This is a genomic window from Halobiforma lacisalsi AJ5, assembly GCF_000226975.2.
GTDB lineage: Archaea > Halobacteriota > Halobacteria > Halobacteriales > Natrialbaceae > Natronobacterium > Natronobacterium lacisalsi.
Genome location: NZ_CP019285.1, coordinates 2,303,864 through 2,321,358, shown reverse-complemented (window position 1 = coordinate 2,321,358; position 17,495 = coordinate 2,303,864). Strand labels below are relative to the sequence as shown.

General features: G+C 63.8%; 14 protein-coding genes. 9 read left to right on the top strand and 5 right to left on the bottom strand.

Annotated elements, in window-relative coordinates:
• Positions 1–158: 158 nt before the first annotated feature.
• Complete coding sequence (locus CHINAEXTREME_RS11135) at positions 159–1,511, bottom strand: LLM class flavin-dependent oxidoreductase (RefSeq protein WP_007143625.1); 1,353 nt, start codon at positions 1,509–1,511, stop codon at positions 159–161.
• Positions 1,512–1,618: 107 nt separating this feature from the next.
• Complete coding sequence (locus CHINAEXTREME_RS11130; RefSeq protein WP_007143624.1) at positions 1,619–2,857, bottom strand: carboxylate--amine ligase; 1,239 nt, start codon at positions 2,855–2,857, stop codon at positions 1,619–1,621.
• 156 nt (positions 2,858–3,013) lie between these two features.
• Here CHINAEXTREME_RS11130 and priS point away from each other — a divergent pair, with 156 nt between their 5' ends.
• From priS to CHINAEXTREME_RS11110, 4 genes are all read left to right on the top strand, one after another.
• Positions 3,014–4,189, top strand: coding sequence for a DNA primase small subunit PriS (priS, locus tag CHINAEXTREME_RS11125; protein ID WP_007143623.1), 1,176 nt, complete (start codon positions 3,014–3,016; stop codon positions 4,187–4,189).
• Complete coding sequence (locus tag CHINAEXTREME_RS11120) at positions 4,186–5,208, top strand: DNA replication complex subunit Gins51 (RefSeq protein ID WP_007143622.1); 1,023 nt, start codon at positions 4,186–4,188, stop codon at positions 5,206–5,208. Before priS ends, CHINAEXTREME_RS11120 begins: the two co-directional genes overlap by 4 nt.
• Before the next feature lie 51 nt (positions 5,209–5,259).
• Positions 5,260–5,838 (top strand): thioredoxin-dependent thiol peroxidase, encoded by a 579-nt coding sequence (bcp, locus tag CHINAEXTREME_RS11115; RefSeq protein WP_007143621.1) that lies wholly within the window; start codon positions 5,260–5,262, stop codon positions 5,836–5,838.
• Between the two features lie 124 nt (positions 5,839–5,962).
• Positions 5,963–6,409 carry a pyridoxamine 5'-phosphate oxidase family protein gene (locus tag CHINAEXTREME_RS11110; protein ID WP_007143620.1) on the top strand — a complete coding sequence of 149 codons (447 nt, stop codon included), beginning with the start codon at positions 5,963–5,965 and terminating at the stop codon, positions 6,407–6,409.
• A gap of 179 nt (positions 6,410–6,588) precedes the next feature.
• On the opposite strand, the gene CHINAEXTREME_RS11105 is transcribed toward CHINAEXTREME_RS11110, so the two are convergent.
• Positions 6,589–8,856 (bottom strand): CDC48 family AAA ATPase, encoded by a 2,268-nt coding sequence (locus CHINAEXTREME_RS11105; protein WP_007143619.1) that lies wholly within the window; start codon positions 8,854–8,856, stop codon positions 6,589–6,591.
• A complete protein-coding gene (locus CHINAEXTREME_RS11100; RefSeq protein WP_007143618.1) occupies positions 8,853–9,101 on the bottom strand; it encodes a DUF7127 family protein in 249 nt (82 codons plus the stop codon). Before CHINAEXTREME_RS11100 ends, CHINAEXTREME_RS11105 begins: the two co-directional genes overlap by 4 nt.
• Before the next feature lie 224 nt (positions 9,102–9,325).
• Here CHINAEXTREME_RS11100 and CHINAEXTREME_RS11095 point away from each other — a divergent pair, with 224 nt between their 5' ends.
• The 4 genes from CHINAEXTREME_RS11095 to hmgB all read left to right on the top strand — a co-directional run bounded on the left by CHINAEXTREME_RS11095 (position 9,326) and on the right by hmgB (position 14,870).
• Positions 9,326–10,168 carry a TatD family hydrolase gene (locus CHINAEXTREME_RS11095; RefSeq protein WP_007143617.1) on the top strand — a complete coding sequence of 281 codons (843 nt, stop codon included), beginning with the start codon at positions 9,326–9,328 and terminating at the stop codon, positions 10,166–10,168.
• Positions 10,169–10,426: 258 nt separating this feature from the next.
• Positions 10,427–11,008: a DUF2150 family protein gene (locus tag CHINAEXTREME_RS11090; protein WP_007143616.1), complete on the top strand. Its 582-nt coding sequence runs from the start codon at positions 10,427–10,429 to the stop codon at positions 11,006–11,008.
• A gap of 105 nt (positions 11,009–11,113) precedes the next feature.
• Positions 11,114–13,381, top strand: coding sequence for a COG1361 family protein (locus CHINAEXTREME_RS11085; protein ID WP_238593253.1), 2,268 nt, complete (start codon positions 11,114–11,116; stop codon positions 13,379–13,381).
• A 151-nt stretch (positions 13,382–13,532) separates the two neighbouring features.
• Positions 13,533–14,870 (top strand): hydroxymethylglutaryl-CoA synthase, encoded by a 1,338-nt coding sequence (gene hmgB, locus CHINAEXTREME_RS11080; RefSeq protein ID WP_007143614.1) that lies wholly within the window; start codon positions 13,533–13,535, stop codon positions 14,868–14,870.
• A gap of 240 nt (positions 14,871–15,110) precedes the next feature.
• Here the strand turns inward: hmgB and CHINAEXTREME_RS11075 are convergent, their stop codons facing one another.
• Complete coding sequence (locus CHINAEXTREME_RS11075) at positions 15,111–16,160, bottom strand: RNA-guided endonuclease TnpB family protein (protein WP_007143613.1); 1,050 nt, start codon at positions 16,158–16,160, stop codon at positions 15,111–15,113.
• 470 nt (positions 16,161–16,630) lie between these two features.
• On the opposite strand from CHINAEXTREME_RS11075, the gene CHINAEXTREME_RS11065 reads away from it, so the two are divergent.
• The gene (locus tag CHINAEXTREME_RS11065; protein WP_007143612.1) at positions 16,631–17,491 is read left to right on the top strand and encodes a sulfite exporter TauE/SafE family protein; all 861 of its coding nucleotides are present in this window, start codon (positions 16,631–16,633) and stop codon (positions 17,489–17,491) included.
• Positions 17,492–17,495: the final 4 nt, after the last annotated feature.

The following is a 17,495-nucleotide window of genomic DNA, read 5'->3' as shown; positions in this document are numbered from 1 at the left end:
CGGCCGCACCCGTTGAGAAAGTTACGCCCCATCCCGTTATCGTCGTGCGGTTTCGTCGCCGGAACCGCACGGAAACCACCGTCGAATGACGGTGCGATCTCGCCGAGACTCGAGTCGGCGCCGGTGGGGGCGAGGGAATGGCGACCCGCCGGACAGTGCTACGCATCCCCTCCAGGATGCCCCTCGGGGAGTCCGCGTCGTCCGAACAGGTTCTCCCGGAGCGTCTCGCCCTCGTACGACTCGCGGATCAGCCCGCGCTCGCGCAGGACCGGAACGACGTACTCCACGAAGTCCGCCAGACTTCCGGGGCGGGTGACCTCCTTGAGGTTGAAGCCGTCGACGCCGATCTCGTCGCGCCAGGACTCGAGTTCGTCGGCTACCGTCTCGGGGCCGCCGACGATCACCGGGGAGGTCGTGCCGAGCCCGGCGAACTGCGCGACCTCCGCGACGGTCCACTCGCGGTCGGGGTCGTTCTTCGTGAAGGCGTTGATCGTCCCCCGGATCGCGTCGGTCTCGATGTGTTCGACCACCTGGTCGGGCTCGAGTTCCGAGAGGTCCATGTCGATGAAGCCCGACAGCAGCGAGAGGGTCCCCTCGACGCTGATGTGTTCCGTGTAGGTCTCGTGTTTCTCCCGGGCGACCTCGTCGGTTTCGCCCGTGATCACGACGATTCCCGGGAAGAACTTCAGCGAGTCGGGGTCGCGGCCGTGGGACGCGACGCGCTCGCGCATGTCCTCGATGTAGTCGCGGGTCGCCGCCTTCGTCGGCTGGGAGACGAACACGCCCTCGGCGTTCGTTGCCGCGAACTCGCGGCCGCGGTCCGACGAACCCGCCTGGTAGATGACCGGCGTCCGCTGGGGCGAGGGCTCGCAGCCGTGCGGGCCGGGGATCGAGAAGTAGTCGCCCTCGTAGTCGATCGCGTGGACCTTTTCGGGGTCGGTGTAGGTCCCAGAGTCGGCGTCGCGGACGACCGCATCGTCCTCCCAGGAGTCCTCCCAGAGGCGGTAGCAGACGTCCATGAACTCGTCGGCGCGGTCGTAGCGCTCGTCGTGGTCCATCCGGTCGCCCAGCCCCAGGTTCTCGGCCGCGCTCTCGAGGTAGGAGGTGACGACGTTGAACGCGATCCGGCCGTCGGTGACGTGGTCGAGCGTCGAGAGTTCGCGGGCGAGCTGGTAGGGGTGGACGTAGCTCGTCGAGCGCGTGATCGCGAACCCGATGTCGTCGGTCACCTCGGCCATCGCAGGGACGAGCGCCTGCGGGGCGTTCGAGGGCGTCTGGATCGCCCGCCGGATCGCGGGGTCGCGGTCGTCGTCGTAGACGTCGTAGATCCCCCGCACGTCGGCGAAGAAGATCGCGTCGAAGCCGGCCCGTTCGGCGGTTCGGGCGACATCGGTCCAGTACTCGCGGTCGGTGTACCGGTGGGACTGATCCCCCGGAATCGTCCAAGTCCCCGGCGAGACGTGCTCGACGGAGTTCATCGTAAAGAGGTTGAAGCGTAAGGGGTCGCTCATCGTCCGACGGTCCGTCGCTCGAGAAAAAAGGGATCCGACACCGGAGAAATTCGGGTGGGATCGACGACGCGCGGGTTACCTCGAGACCACCCTGCTCGAGACCGCCGTCAGCAGGAACAGTAGTAGTCCGGCCCGCCGAACTTCGTCTCGAGTACCTGCAGCGCAGGCCCCGGATCGGACGGCCGGTAGACGCCCGTCGTTAGCCCGCGGTCCGACTCGAACTCGCCCGATAGCAAGGCGGTCCATTCGTCGTTCGAGAGCACGTCAGGGAACGACGGCGACTCCGCGAGCAGTGAGAGGTAGTCGGGGAGGTAGAGCCAGCGGGCGTCGGCGGATTCGCCCGCCTCGTACTCGAGATCCGCGTCGACGGCGTCCGTGTAGGCGGCGTACGGCAGGTTCGCGCCCGCCTCGACGGGCATCGAGATCCACTTCCAGGGACGGGTGTTCACGTCGAGCAGGACGTAGTCCTCGCGGTCGCGGTCGTAGACGAACTCGGCCTCGCTGATCCCGTAGTAGCCGCTCTCCTCGAGCACCGAGCGGGCACGAGCCTCGAGTTCGGGGTCGTCGACCGCGTCGACGACGCAGGAGGTGCCGTACCCCTGCGGGTAGCGGACCCGGGCGTTGCCGACGACGCTGGTGACGTCGCCGTCCGGCGAGACGTAGGAGGCGAAGGATCGGTCCTCGCCCGTCTCGACGGGGACCTTCTCCTGTGCCATGACGCGGACGCCGGCATCGTCCGCCTCCGCGACGACGTCGTGGAACTCCTCGCGGTCCGCGACTTCGACGACGTTCGTCCCGAGCAGTTCCTCGAACTCCCGCTTGCGCGCGGGCTTGACGACCAGCGGGAAGCCGAGCCGGTCCGCCGCCTGGTCGGGGTCGACGTCGGAGAGGCGGTACGTCTCGGGGAAGGGAACGTCGAGTTCCTCGGCGGTCGCGTACAGCGACTCCTTGTCGAGCACGTCGGCGATCACGTCCCGTTCGGCGAAGGGAAGCCGGACGCCTTCGGGTTCCGTCTCCGCGAACGCGTGGACCCACTCGTCCATGCAGGGGAAGGCGACGGGCTCGTGATCCAGTACCTCGGCGACCGACTCGACGTCCTCTCGGAAGCCCTCGGGATCGTCCAGCGGGAAGGTTACCTCCCCGGCCGCGACGATGGCCTCGGAGGGCGGCGCGACGCCGTCCCCGACGCGGTCGAGCGCGATGACGGGAACGTCGCGGGCGGCGAGCGCCCGCGCAACGCTTACCCCCGTGATGTGGGCGTTGGCGACGATCGCCGGCGGCCGGTCGAACGAGTGGTTCGCGAGCGTCTCGCGGAGCTCCGCGAGCGACGTGAACTGGCGGGTCATGGTCGACCCAGCCGTTCCGATGGGCTAAACCCTGCGATACCGGCGGCACTGACCGCCGTCACTGACGGTCCGACATCCGCGATCCGTTCCCACTCCCCACCCGGACCGCGACTTTCGGCAGGATTATACTCCCCCATCCACGACTACCCGAGGCGCATGGAGGAGCGAACGAGGGCCTATCTTCGCGGGCGGTTCCGGGATCACTACCGACGAACGGAGATCACGCCACCGCCGGCGGCCAACGAACGCGAGTGGGGGTACATTCCCTGGACCGAAGGACCCGATACCACCATGGTTCGCCATCGTTCGCTCCTCGAGTTGGGGAACCTCTCCGAGTTTCTCGTCCGGAAGCGGCCACGCCACGTCTACTTCTCGGCCGGCCGCTTTCGCGACCCCGGCGCGGGGTCGATGAACGAGAAGGACTGGCAGTCCGCCGACCTCGTCTTCGACCTGGACGCCGACCACCTCCCGACCGTCACGCTGGGCGAGGACTCCTACGCCGAGATGCTCTCGAAGTGTAAGGACGCTCTCTTCCGGCTACTGGACTTCCTCGAGGACGACTTCGCCTTCGAGGACACCGAGATCGTCTTCTCCGGCGGCCGGGGGTACCACGTCCACGTCCGCGACGAGAACGTCCTGGACCTGGAACGGGAACACCGCCGCGAGATCGTCGACTACGTACGGGGCATCGGCCTCGAGTTCGAGGAACTGATCGAGACCGAGACCGTCGCCGGCCTCGGTCGGAAGACGCCGACCGAACGCCGGACCCTGCGGGTCGAAGGCGGCTGGGGACGGCGCATCCACCGCCACTTCATGGAGTTCGTCGACGAGTTGCTCGCGATGGAGGAATCGGCCGCCCTCGAGCGCCTCCAGGAGTTCGACGGCATCGGCGAGGGGAAAGCGAAGGCGACGCTGAACGCCGCCCGGAACAACCGCGAGGGGCTCGAGGCGGGCAACGTCACGGTCCATACCGCCGTCGCCCAGTTGGCCGAGCGGTTCGCCGAGACGGCCGTCGAACGGGACAACGCACCGATCGACGAACCCGTCACCACGGACACCAACCGCCTCATCCGGCTGCCCGGCAGCCTCCACGGCGGCAGCGGGCTCGAGACGGTCCGCCTCGAGCGCGACGAACTCGAGGACTTCGACCCGCTCGTCGACGCCGTCCCCGACACGTTCCGCGGACAGGAGATCGCGGTCGACGTCACCGACGGCGGCGAGGTCGAACTCGGAGGAGATAGCTTTACAATCTCGGACGGCGATCAGTCACTTCCGGAGTACGTTGCGGTCTTCCTGATGACCCGCGGCAGGGCAGAAAAGGAGAAAGAATGAACTTGGACGAACTGCGCTCGGTCCAGAGCAAGGAGCGCCAGAAGGACAGCCTCCAGAACCTCCGCCCCTCGTTCTACCAGGAGGTCGGCGAGTACATCGCCGACCTCGAGGAGGAGCGAGACCGCGCGGCCGAGCGCGCCGAGGATCCGTTCTCCTCGCCCGAAGTGAGCCGCCTCACCGACGAGATCGAGACCGCCAAGGACGTCGTCGAGGCCATCTACGAGCGCCGAATGGGGAAACTCGTCAAGCAGGCCAGCCTCGCCGCGGCCGGCATGGCGGCCGACGACGAGGGCCTCACCGCGGAGGAGGCCGACCTCTTCGACGATCTGGTCGACCGTATCGAATCGAACAAATCGCGTGTGCTCGACGTGCTCGAGGGGGAAGCCGAAGCGGACCCACAGCCGGAGCCGGAGCCGTCGACCGGCGACCGATCGGACTCGAGCGCCGGTCCAACCGGCGTCGAACCGGGCACGGCCCCCGAACGGGATCTCGATTCCGATCCCCCGACCGAGGTCCCGCCCGACGCCGCGCCCGAACCCGGTCTCGAATCGGAGTCCGAGCGCGCGGACGGGGCGGACGACGCGCCGCCGGTCCCTCCACAGGAACCGCCGGCCGAATCCGAACCCGAGGCTGGAACCGGGACCGGGACCGGGGCAGACCGGCCGGACGAGCCCTCGAGTGGCGTCACGGCTGCGGACGTCATGGGCGGGGACGGGCCGCCGATCGACGACGGTCCCGATTCCACCGCCGACCCGGAGCCGCCGGAAACCGGCGGTCCGAGAGGAGCGACCGATCCCGCCGACTCCGACGGCGAGAACGGGGACGCGACGGGCGACCGCGATACCGCCACCCGCTCGGACGACGTCGACCGCGTCACCGTCAGGATCACCCAGGACGTCGGCTCGATCCTCGGCGTCGACGACCGCGAGTACACGCTCTCGACGGACGACGTCGTCACGCTCCCCGAGCAGAACGCGACGCCGCTGGTCGACCGCGACGCCGCCGAACCGCTCGAGTGAGCACATAGACGGGGTAGAGACGGGGACAGAGGAGCGGAAGGAGGCCTGGTTTTGATCGCGAGCGTCGAACAGGGGAAGGCGAACCGGGAGACGAGGGTGGGCGAAGAACGGACGGGAACGAAACGCAACGCATACAACGACCGTCGCGAACGCATCCCCATGCTCGACGTCGGCGATACCGCACCAGCGTTCGAACTACAGAACCAGCACGGCGAGACGGTCCAGCGATCCGATTTCGACGGCCAGCGCCTCGTCCTCTACTTCTATCCGCGTGCGAACACCGACGGCTGTACGACGGAGGCCCGCGAGTTCGAGGACGCGCTCGAGGCCTTCGAAGAGCGCGATACCGCGGTCGTCGGGATCAGTGACGACCCCGTCTCGGACCTCGAGACGTTCGCCGACGACCACGACCTCACCTTCGACCTGCTCTCGGACGAAAACGGCGAGGTCGCGACGCTGTACGAGTCCTACGGCGAAAAGCGGATGTTCGGCAATACGTTCGACGGCGTCTTCCGCAACACCTACGTCGTCGATCCCGACGGCCGAATCGAGGCGGTCTACGAGGGCGTCTCGCCCGACGGTCACGCCGAAGCAGTGCTGGACGACTTTCCGGCGTTCGCCGAGCCCTGACTCCGATCCTACCCCTACCCCTGCCCCTGATCCGTCGCTTTCGGGGACACGATCGTTCGCGATCGTGCATACCCGGCTCTACGCTGACGGATCGTTATTTCTCCCTGGGCGGTGCCGTTCCCTCATGGACGACGTCGAATACGTGTACACGACGGGTGTTCCCGAGGACGAACTCGAGGAGCTACTGGACGAGCAGGGTCACGGGACGCTGGCGCTTGCGGACGGCAACGATGCGTACGCGGTCCCGTTGAACTACCACTACGACGGTTCGCGGTTCGTCATTCGGATGAGCGACGAGCCGGGAAGTACGAAAGTCGAGTACGCCGAAACGACCGACACCGCGACGTTCGTCGTCTACGAGTTCGACGAGGAGACGACGTCCTCCTGGAGCGTCGTGATTCGGGGACGGATCGATTGCCTCCCGCAGGAGGAACAGGACGAGTACACCGACACACGGCTCAACGAACTGTTCCCGCCGTTCCGACTCTTCGACGAAGCCGTTCCCGAGGTCGAGATGGTGCTGTACGAACTCGAGCCGATCGAAATCACGGGACGACGGACGGTCGAGTGAGACGGACCGTCGTCCGTCAGGCACGAGCAACCGCGACTGCCCCCGATTGCATCATCGGACTCGGGACGACGGACCGCACGGGGGACTCCCGACCGAGTCGAACTACTGAAAGGCAAACCCTGGAACCGAAACGAAAGGAAGCAGAGCGGAGCCGAGCGGAGCGGAGCCGACGACGGACGTTACTGGAACGTCCGGCCGAGCTGATCCTCTTCCTGGGCCGGTTCGGCCGTATCGAACTCCTCTTCGATCTCCTCGTAGCGCTCGCGCGTCTCGGGGGTCACGCTCGGGTTGACCTCCTCGAGGGCGTGCTCGAAGTGTTCCTTGCTGATACGGACGTTTCCGACGGTGTCGGCCATCTCCTCGGGGTCGACCGAGTTGATGAACTCGCGGCTGGCGGCCATCGATGCCTCGCGACAGACCGCTTCGATGTCGGCGCCGACGTAGCCCTCGGTCTCCGCGGCCAGCCAGTCGAGGTCGACCGCATCCGCGAGCGGCTTGTCCCGGGTGTGGACCTCGAAGATCTTCTTCCGGCCCTCCTCGTCGGGGACGGGGACGTGGACGTGGCGATCCAGCCGGCCCGGACGCAGGAGCGCGCTGTCGATCAGGTCCGGCCGGTTCGTCGTCGCGATGACGACGACGTCCTCGAGTTCCTCGAGGCCGTCCAGCTCGGTCAGGAGTTGCGAGACGACCCGTTCACCGACGCCGGAGTCGGCCTGGCGCTGGCCGCGTTCGCCCGCGATGGAGTCGATCTCGTCGAAGAAGATCACGGTCGGGGCGTTCGAGCGGGCCTTCTCGAAGACCTCGCGGACGCCCTTCTCGGATTCCCCGACGTACTTGTTCAGCAGTTCGGGGCCTTTGATCGAGATGAAGTTAGACTCCGCCTCGTTGGCGACCGCCTTCGCGAGCAGGGTCTTCCCCGTCCCGGGGGGTCCGTACATGAGGACGCCCTTGGCGGCCTCCATGTCCATCTGCTCGAAGACCTCGGGGTAGTCGAGCGGCCACTGGATCGTCTCGCGGAGTCGCTCTTTGGTGTCCTCGAGGCCGCCGACGTCGTTCCAGGTGATGTCGGGAACCTCGACGAAGACTTCGCGCATCGCGGATGGCTGGATGCCCTTGAGCGCCTCCTTGAAGTCGTCCTCGGTGACCTGCAGGGACTCGAGGACGTCGGCGTCGATCTCCTCGCTCTCGAGGTCGAGGTCCGGACGAATGCGCCGGAGGGCGTTCATCGCCCCCTCGCGAGCGAGACTCTCGAGGTCGGCGCCGACGAACCCGTGGGTGTTCGCGGCGTAGTGCTCGAGGTCGACGTCCTCCTCCAGGGGCATCCCGCGGGTGTGGACCTGCAGGATCTCCTTGCGGCCTTCCTTGTCCGGAACGCCGATCTCGATCTCGCGGTCGAACCGACCGCCCCTGCGGAGCGCGGGATCGATGTCGTCGATGCGGTTCGTCGCGGCGATAACCGTGACGCGGCCGCGTTCCTCGAGGCCGTCCATCAGCGAGAGCAGTTGCGCGACCACGCGACGTTCGACGTCGCCGCCGGCTTCCTCACGCTTGGCGGCGATGGAGTCGAGTTCGTCGATGAAGATGATCGCGGGGGCGTTCTCCTCGGCCTCTTCGAAGACCTCGCGGAGTTGCTCCTCGCTCTCGCCGTAGTACTTCGACATGATCTCCGGGCCGGAGATCGTCTCGAAGTGGGCGTCGATCTCGTTGGCGACGGCCTTGGCCATGAGCGTCTTCCCGGTGCCCGGCGGGCCGTGCAGGAGGACGCCCTTTGGCGGCTCGATGCCGAGCTGCTGGAACAGCTCGGGGTGGCGCATCGGCAACTCGATCATCTCGCGGACCTGGTCGAGTTCGTCGTCCAGGCCGCCGATGTCCTCGTAGGTGACTTCCGGGACGCCCTCCGGCGACGCGCCCGCGCCGCCGGCGCTGACCTGCTCGGCCGGCGTCTCGGAGATCTCGATGCTCGTCGAGTCCGTGATGACCACGGTGCCGGACGGCGAGGTACTCGCGATCTTCAGCGGCACCGACTGGCCGGAGCTGGCCATCGGGCCGAACGACAGCGAGAACGGGACCGTCTGGCCCTCCGTGACGGCCTGGCCCGAGAGCTTGTCACGGACGAGCGGGCCGATGTCCCCGCGGATACGGAGGTTCTGGGGGAGCGCAACCGTGACCGACTTCGCGGGTTTGACGTCCGCCGGTTCGACGGTGACGCTGTCGTCGATGCCGACGTCGGCCTCCTGGCGGAGACGGCCGTCGATGCGGACGATCCCGCGGCCCTCGTCTTCGGGATACCCCGGCCAAACGCGGGCGACGGCCTGGCCGTCGCCTCCCCCGTCGATCACGACGTAGTCGCCGTTCTCGAGATCGAGCTCGCGCATCGAGACGCGGTCGATCGCGGCCAGTCCGCGGCCTGCGTCCTTCTGTTTCAGTGGTTTAACGGTAAGTTTCATAGCTCGCCCTCCAGTTCGACAGTGAGCACGCCGTTTTTGATAAACGTATGCGCGTCGTCTGCACCGTCGGGAAGCTCGAATTCGTACTGCTCTTCCTCGACGACGACGATGACGGTGTCGTCGACGAGATCGATCGCCGCATCCCCGAATTCGGGGCCGAAGTCGACGGCGAAGACCACGCCGTCGTCGTACTCGTACCGGCGGGCCGGTTGCCCGTCACTCCCGGTGAATTGTTCGAGATTCATGTTGATACTAACTCAACGTAAGTACTTCTAATATATAAATCTTGTTCCAACAAACCCCCGTACGGCGAAGGGGTATCGGAATAGTCCGCTGTTCGTAGTTCACATCGCCTGTTGGGCTACCCTGCCGTCCGTCGATCCAGGCGATCCGAACGTCGAAGCACCTCGGCGTGTGGCGTCGACGGCGAAACGGTGGCTTTTCGGCTCGCCGCCTCCCACCGACGGACATGATCGACGAGACCCCGGTCCTGGACAACCACCTCCACCTCGATCCGGACAACCACCGCGGGATCGACGCCGTCGAGGACTTCGCCCGGCTCGGCGGGACTCACCTGCTCGTGGTCAACAAACCGTCCTGGCACCTCGGCGTGGAGGCCGACGCGGGCGAGGACTTCCGACCGGTCTTCGAGCGGACGATCGATATCGTCGAGGAGGCCTCGGAGGTCCTCGAGGGACGAGCCTGGCCCGTCCTCGGCGTGCACCCGGGGCTGATCTCGCGGCTGGTCGACGAGCGTGGGTACAGCCCGGACGAGGCCCGCGAGATCATGCACGCCGGGATCGACGTCGCGGCGGAGTACGTCGCCGACGGCGAGGCACTGGCGCTGAAGTCCGGCCGGCCTCACTACGACGTCGACGACGCCGTCTGGGAAGCGTCCAACGCCGTCATGCGCCACGCGTTCGAACACGGTGGCGACCTGGGCTGTGCGGTACAACTGCATACGGAGGCCAGCGAGGACCTCACCGAGGTCGCCGAGTGGGCGGAGGAGGCCGGGATGGAGCGCCAACGGGTCGTCAAACACTACGCCGCCGGCCGACTCGAGGGCCCGACCCCGAGCGTCATGAGCGACAAGGAGCGCCTCGAGCGGGCGGCCGAGCGCAGCGAGCCGTTCCTGATGGAGACCGACTACGTGGACGATCCCGACCGACCGGGGGCCGTCCTGGGCCCGAAGACCGTTCCTCGACGGGTCCGGTGGCTGCTCGAGGAGGGACACGACGCGGCCGTCCGGAACGCCCACGTCGAGACGCCCGCACGCGTCTATGGGATCGATACCGAGGCGACGCTCGAGTAGTCCACGGAGACGTCTGCTGGGTGTTTTTCGTTGCCGACTCGGTCGGAACTGGCCTGGAGTCGTTCGCGAGTCGACTGCGAAGGGACAACTGACCGGCACCGAAGCGGCACCGAAGCGGCACCGAAGCGGCACCGAAGCGGCACCGAAGCAACGACGAATCGGGAATCGCACGACGGCGAATCCATTGTGAACCGTGATAGTCACCGCGAGCGCCCGATGTAGAGAAAGGCATTTCAAGCGGCCGGTGTAGGTGTCTGTATGAGCAATCCCCCGACCGAGTTCTACTCGGAGGAACGCTGGCAGAACTGGATCGACCGCATCAAAGACGAAGACATCGATCCGGAGGACGAAGACTCGGCCCGACTCCTGCTGAACCTGCAGGACGACACCGCGATCGCGATCGCGAAGATCGTCGCCGCGTACGACGACGGGGAACTCGATCAGGAGGAAGCGCTCGAGGAGATCGACGACGTCCGCGAGATCGTCCTCGACGAGATCGACATCGAGGACGAGGAGAAGCTCATTCTCGTCGACGGCGTCCAGACGAGTCTCGTCTGCGTCTTCTTCGCCGCCGAGGAGTACGTCGCGAACGGCCCCGCCGACGAGGGCACGGTCGGGGAATACCTGAGCGCCGCCGCCGACGCTGAGGCGGAAGAGGATCTCGACGCCGCGCTCGGCTTCGCCGCGCAGGCAGGGACGCTCATCATCGACGGCGAGGAACTCGACATGGAGATGGCCGAAGACCTCGAGTACGGCCTCGTCACGGAGTGGATCAACGGGCTGGACTCGCTCCAGAGCGCGATGAGCGATCCGGAAGTGGTCGAAGAAGAAGACGAATAACGGCCTGTTTCTCTCGGATTCGGCGGTTTCGATCGGTGTCGATTCTCCTTCCCGTCGAACTCGAGCCAACAAGCGTTTACGTAGTTACGACTATCTTCTCGCATGATGCGTCGGGGGGACGACCGGGCCGTCACGGTCCAGATTGGGGCAGTACTACTGCTCGCGATCCTCATGACCGCGCTCGCGATGTATCAGTTGAACGTCGTTCCCGCGGAAAACCAGCAGGTAGAGTACGATCACAACCAGCAGATCCAAAACGAGTTACAGGAACTGCGAAACGGGCTTGTCAACACCGCCGAACGCGAGAACGGGTTTCACTCGAGCGCGGTGACACTGGGGACGCGGTATCCGACTCGCACGTTCACGATGAACCCGTCGAATCCGAGTGGGACACTCGGGACTTCAAAGACCGGATCGATCAGTTTTGAGAACATTGGGGACGACGATATCGTAGGCTCGTACGACGGAAACCCAGGCGACCTGATCGACGAAGATCACGAGACGAGGACGATTCTGTACGAACCGAGCTATAACGAGTACACTCAACCGCCCGTGACGCGGATCGAGCATGGGTTCGCCTTCAACGAATTCGATGGCACCGGTGTCGGCCTCACGTCCCAACCCGTCGTCGACGGCACTGACCTGACTATCATACAGGTCGACGGTGATCTGTCTACATCCTCGAGCAGTGCCGTCAGCGTAGACGTAAGACTGGAGAGTGGGCCGACCGATCCGATAATGATCGAGTCAAACGGTGATGAGGAGATCGAGATTCCGACGCAAACGCCGGATGCGTGGAACAAGAGCATCGACGAGTCGAACGTGACGATTGGTGACTACTCGGAGGAGAGGGGGACTTTGAGCATCGAACTTGATGAAGACGAGAAGTACGAACTCCGGATGGCGTGTGTCGTCGTCGACGGTACCGGTGACCGCTGTGGTGATTTTGATATCACGAAAGAGACGGGAGAAACACCAGGAGATGGGAACGGGACGGTGCTTCCCGGTCCCAGAGTAACCGAACTCGAACTTGATCCCGATTCGGTAACCCAAGGAGATAATGTCGAAATCGACGCAGCGTTTTCGAACCTGGGAACGACCCACGAGCAGCGCGGTGGTACACCTATCGTCGACGCTGAGTGGATAATCGAAAAAGACGATCCGGAGTTAGGTGATGGCGAAGATCTGGAACCGGCAACGGGTAACGAGTTCAGCGAACGAGTGGAAGAAGCGGAGGGAACGATTGAAACCGAAAATCTTGACCCGGGTGAGTACAATGTAAGCGTCCGCGCCCAGGACACACGCGGTGTCTGGACAAACGAAAGTGCTGACGGACTGATGAAAACCTTCACCGTTGAAGAAGACGACGGTGATGATGATCCAGCCAGATTTCAGGTTGAGATAACTGATACCAACAGCCCAATAAATAGCGGTGAGACTTTCGAGGTGGATGCTACCGTTTCGAACGTCGGGGACGAAGACGGAACGCAGGATATCGTCCTCGAAATCGATGGTGAACAGGAAGACGTTGCTGAAGATATTGAAATTGACGCGAATAATGAAGAGGATCTCACGCTCCAGTGGCAGACAGAATCGGGTGACGCTGGCGAAAATATCGACGCTGTCGTCTCGAGCGACGACGATTCCGAAGTTCTGGATATAACCATAGAAGACGATGTCGGTGATCCATCCTTCGGGGTAACGGATATAGAACCTGCTGACGATGTTCAAGAGTTTACTTTCACTGCCAACAATCTTGGTAACGCTGACACAGTAACTATTGATATCTCAGATGCCGAAAATGGGGTTGAATATGGCGATGAGCTCGAGATATACGAGTTAGAGGAGCAAGATATTGATACTCTTGAATACCAAGATGGGTCGATTACATTTACACCACAAGGGAATCCGAACGAAGACACATTGACGATTGCAATTAGTATCGAAGAGAGAATCGAATTCGACTCGTATACCGTCGGATACATAGACGAAACAGGCAGAGCGGCGAGTGACTCGTTCGATGTTATTGAGTCGGATGTCCCCGATTTCGCAACGCTTGAGGCAACGGCGAACGATAATTGGTTCTTTGTCACCTTTACCAATTCCGTCGAATTCAACTACGAGATTGCGGAATTGGAGACGTTCGAAGAAGTCGAATTCGTCGTCTCTGATGGGGACGGAACTGAGGTGGACTCAGTCACGAGCGACGACACGACCGGTGAGGTTAGCGCGGAGTTCGATCCACAGACCGATCCCGTCACGGCTGAGGCGACGATCCGCTCTACAGCCGGAAATCGATGCCTCGAGACCGATATCGATATCGGTGAAACCGTCACATTAGACGACTGGGAGGAACTCGAGCAGTGCGACTGACGGGACAGTACCACGGCAGGAATTGATACTCTCCACACCACGCCTTTCCGAAAAACTCTCATGGATTAGCGTAGCGACCGGTACCAGAGGTACGACAACCGTCGAAACTTCGAACGACAATACCATATATCTCCTCCAACATAATTCAGGTATGACCGCAGTCGGTATCGACGCCATCGAGATCTGGACCGGGAATCTCAAACTCGACCTGCCCGGCACGTTCGCCCCGCAGAAGGGCGAAGACCCCGAAAAGTACACGAAAGGTCTCGGCCTCCACGCCAGTTCCTTCCCCGATAGCTACGAGGACATCGTCACGATGGGCGCGAACGCCGCCCACCGGCTGATGGAACGGAAGGGCCTCGAGCCCGACGATATCGGCCGCATCGACGTCGCGACCGAGAGCGCCTTCGACAACTCGAAGCCGGTTTCGACGTACGTCGCTGGCTGCCTCGAGCAGGTCTTCGAGGGTGACTTCCATCACGCGAACAAGGGCGAGCGGAAGTTCGCCTGTATCGCGGGGACCCAGAGCTTGGACGACGCGTACAACTGGATCAAGGCCGGCCGGAACCGGGGCCGCGGTGCCCTGGTGATCGCCACCGACACGGCCCTGTACGCCCGCGGCGACGCGGGCGAGGCGACCCAGGGTGCCGGAGCCGTCGCGATGTACATCGACGAGGATCCGGACCTGGTCGAGCTCTCCGCCGAGCAGGGGTACGGCTCCGCCGACGAGACCGACTTCCTCAAGCCCAACCAGCAGTTCCCCTCGGTGGACGGCAAGCGTTCGGTGCAGGTGTACCTCGCACGCATGCGCGAGGCGCTCGAGGACTACGAACAGGTTGCGGGCGACGTCCACCCGGACGACTTCGCGTACGCGCCGTTCCACACGCCGTTCCCCGGAATGGTCCGGAAGGCCGCGTTGCTCGCCTATCGACACGTCATCCGTGACACGAGCATCGAGGACGAACTCGCCGACGAGATCGGTCGCCAACCCCGTCCCGAGGCGTTCGACGACGACGAGGCGTACCACGACGCACTGCGGGACTACATGGACTCGCTCAAGGAGACCGACCGCTACCAGGAGTGGTACGACGCCACGATCGATCCGACGCTGTCGATCTCCCGGAACGTCGGGAACTGGTACACCGGCTCCGTCCACGTCGCCCGCATCAGCGCCCTCAAGCAGGCACTCGAGGACGGCCGTGACATGACCGGCGAGACGCTGCTGGTCGGCTCCTACGGGAGCGGCGCGCAGGCGGAGATCCACGCGGAGACGGTCCAGAGCGGCTGGGAAGACGAGATCGAGGCCCTGAACGTCGACGAACAGCTCGAGGAACGGTACGACCTCGAGTGGGCGGATTACGAGGAGATCCACGACGCCCACAACCACGACGTCGACTCCGACGTCGAGGAGTTCACGACGCCCGAGTCGGAGTTCGTCTTCGACGGCTGGGGTCGAATGGGCGAACGGAAGTATCGATACGTCGATTGACATCCTCCCGCGCCTAAAGACGCGGGAATCCACGAAGTGGATATTCAGGTTGCGCGTTTCCTTGGGGTTCAAGTACGCTTTCGCGTGACCCGTCAACGGTCGCCGTCCAGTTGTGACCAAGGACGTGCTTTGCAGCGCGTACAGCCCTGTCAATGGGGCCTTCCTCCCTGTCAACTACAGGCGTCAAAGACGGCTGGCTGTTCAACCAGCGAGGTAGCACGGTTCGCCTCACCCGAAGTGTTAGGCCGTGCATGGTTCACCCTCCCGTTGTGCGATATTCTCCGAAGCGTTCAGGTCGGCGTGGCGTCCTCGGCCGCACTCCGAACACGAAAAGTGGTCGCCATCACGGGTTCCCATCGAACCACACGCCGAACACTGCCGACTGGTATGGTACGCATCGACCTTTTCGACGCGGATACCAGCACGTTCAGCCTTGTACGTGATGAATTGTTGGAGTTGATGGAAGTGCCACGTGTGAACACCTGACCACGGATTATTCTCACGGATACCTTCGAGGTCTTCCATCCGAATGACGGGGTTCTCGAACTGTTCCGCGAATGTGATGAGGCGACGGGAGAGTTTGTGGTTCAAGTCCTTGATTCGACGCTGTTCTTTGTCACCCACACGGTTACGTGCGCGAAGCGCACCCGCTTCCGAAAGCGAATCACGTAGGGAACGATATTTGCGTCGAACGTACTTCGCCTCACCACCAGACACCAACATCGACTCGTCTTCACCGTAGGCAGTCACAGCGAGGATGTGCCGTTCGCCAATATCGACACCGATGGGCGTCTCGCCCGACGTCTCGGCGTCGTATTTAATGTTGAACGTACAGTACCAGTCGTCACTACGGCGGTACACCTGTAGCCGTGTCTTCTTTGCATCATCTTCAACCAGTCGGCCTACAGGGTCGGCAATGTCATCATACACTTCGATAGGCGTGTACCACCATTGAGAGACGCACGGGAAGCCGACGACGACCGTGCCGTTCTCGGTCGTGTCAAGTTCCCAGTTCTGGTTGTTGACGGCGAATGGCTGACTCTCTCGGTAGCGAACCTCTCCGTCCTTGTTGTGGTCGGATTTCGCCTCTCGGATGGCTTGGTTCTGGATGGCCGAATAGAGATCGTTGTCGATGCTGGCCGTGGTCACGGACTTGCCGAAGTCGCCGTTTTCCCATCCGTTGATGCAGAACTGCTTGGTATCACGGTAGAGTCGAGAGGCGCGTTGCCACTCTTTCCGCCGTGAGAGGGATGGGTTGTGGAACTTCGTGGTGACAGTCACCGTGACCATTACAAATGTAATTGGTGAGATTTCTTAAATGTCTGTTGGAATATCTGACTGTGCTATCGTCGGTGGGTTGCGTCACTAAGTGACGGCGCGTATCCACGGCCTAAAGGCCGTGGCATTGCGCCTGTTCAACCTGTAACGGAGCTCGCGGTTCGGTCGTCCTGTTCGGTGTTTCTCCCGTTTTTCTCTCTCTCTCTCGAGACTCTCGTTCGGTGTCTCCCCTCGAAGCCGTGACTGGGGGTCCGGAGCTCTCGAACCCCCCGATCCCGGACTCGAGCGATGCGAAACCCATTACCCCTTCCGGTGGAAAGGGCAACTGATAACGACCGAGACCGAGACCGAGATCGAGATCGGAACCGGAACCGAGACCGGGTACGGAGCCGACCGGAGTCGGAACCGGTATCGAAATCGGACGGATTCAGATTCAGAATCCGAACGGACTCGGAGCCAGACCCTCTCGAGGTCGATCACGCATGGACCCACTCACCTTCCTCGGCATCGACGTGGCGCTGTTTTTCGTCATCGGGCTACTGGCCGGCGCACACTGTATCGGCATGTGTGGCCCGCTCGTGACCGTGTATGCAAGCCACATGGACGGCGGGTCGGCGCGGGCCGACGGTGCCGGTCGAGGGACGGGGGCCGGGGCGGCCTCGAACCGCGGCCGGGCCGGCCACCTCACGACTTACGAGGTCCGACAGCACGCCCTGTTCAACCTCGGCCGGACCGCGAGTTACACGCTGCTTGGCGCGCTCTTCGGAACGCTCGGGAGCCTCGTCTACCTGACGACGGCCGAACTCACCTCGATCGTCGACCTCGCGCGGGGCGCCATTGGCCTCGTCGTCGGTGCGTTCGTGATCGCGACCGGCGTCTACTACCTGCTGGGTCGGACGACCGGCGGCATCCAGGTACCTGGCCTCGAGCGCGTGACCGGCTGGCTCACGGCTCGCGTCGAACGGCTCGCGAACGGACCCGGGATCGTCGGCCTGGGGGCGATGCACGGGCTGCTCCCCTGTCCGGTGCTGTACCCCGCGTTCCTCTATGCCTTTGCGACCGGCTCGACGGTCGGTGGCGCGCTCGCGCTGGCCGCGCTGGGGCTCGGGACGGTGCCGGCGGTGTTCGCCTACGGGACCGTCATCGACGCGGTCGACGTCGCACACCGCCGGCGCGTCCACCGACTGCTCGGCGTGGCGTTCGTCGCCCTCGGCTACGTCCTGTTCGCTCACGGACTGATGGCGCTGGGCATCCACGTTCCGCACCCACAACTGCCGTTCTACGACGGAATCGAGGCGGCCGGGACCGGACTCGAGGGGGCGGGCGGCCACGACGGACACTGACCGA

Coding starts and splice junctions, on each gene's coding strand:
- CHINAEXTREME_RS11135 (WP_007143625.1), bottom strand. CDS start 1,511: ATGAGCGACCCCTTACGCTTCAACCTCTTTACGATGAACTCCGTCGAG.
- CHINAEXTREME_RS11065 (WP_007143612.1), top strand. CDS start 16,631: ATGGACCCACTCACCTTCCTCGGCATCGACGTGGCGCTGTTTTTCGTC.
- CHINAEXTREME_RS11105 (WP_007143619.1), bottom strand. CDS start 8,856: ATGAAACTTACCGTTAAACCACTGAAACAGAAGGACGCAGGCCGCGGA.
- CHINAEXTREME_RS11085 (WP_238593253.1), top strand. CDS start 11,114: ATGCGTCGGGGGGACGACCGGGCCGTCACGGTCCAGATTGGGGCAGTA.
- CHINAEXTREME_RS11090 (WP_007143616.1), top strand. CDS start 10,427: ATGAGCAATCCCCCGACCGAGTTCTACTCGGAGGAACGCTGGCAGAAC.
- hmgB (WP_007143614.1), top strand. CDS start 13,533: ATGACCGCAGTCGGTATCGACGCCATCGAGATCTGGACCGGGAATCTC.
- priS (WP_007143623.1), top strand. CDS start 3,014: ATGGAGGAGCGAACGAGGGCCTATCTTCGCGGGCGGTTCCGGGATCAC.
- CHINAEXTREME_RS11095 (WP_007143617.1), top strand. CDS start 9,326: ATGATCGACGAGACCCCGGTCCTGGACAACCACCTCCACCTCGATCCG.
- CHINAEXTREME_RS11075 (WP_007143613.1), bottom strand. CDS start 16,160: ATGGTCACGGTGACTGTCACCACGAAGTTCCACAACCCATCCCTCTCA.
- CHINAEXTREME_RS11110 (WP_007143620.1), top strand. CDS start 5,963: ATGGACGACGTCGAATACGTGTACACGACGGGTGTTCCCGAGGACGAA.
- CHINAEXTREME_RS11120 (WP_007143622.1), top strand. CDS start 4,186: ATGAACTTGGACGAACTGCGCTCGGTCCAGAGCAAGGAGCGCCAGAAG.
- CHINAEXTREME_RS11100 (WP_007143618.1), bottom strand. CDS start 9,101: ATGAATCTCGAACAATTCACCGGGAGTGACGGGCAACCGGCCCGCCGG.
- CHINAEXTREME_RS11130 (WP_007143624.1), bottom strand. CDS start 2,857: ATGACCCGCCAGTTCACGTCGCTCGCGGAGCTCCGCGAGACGCTCGCG.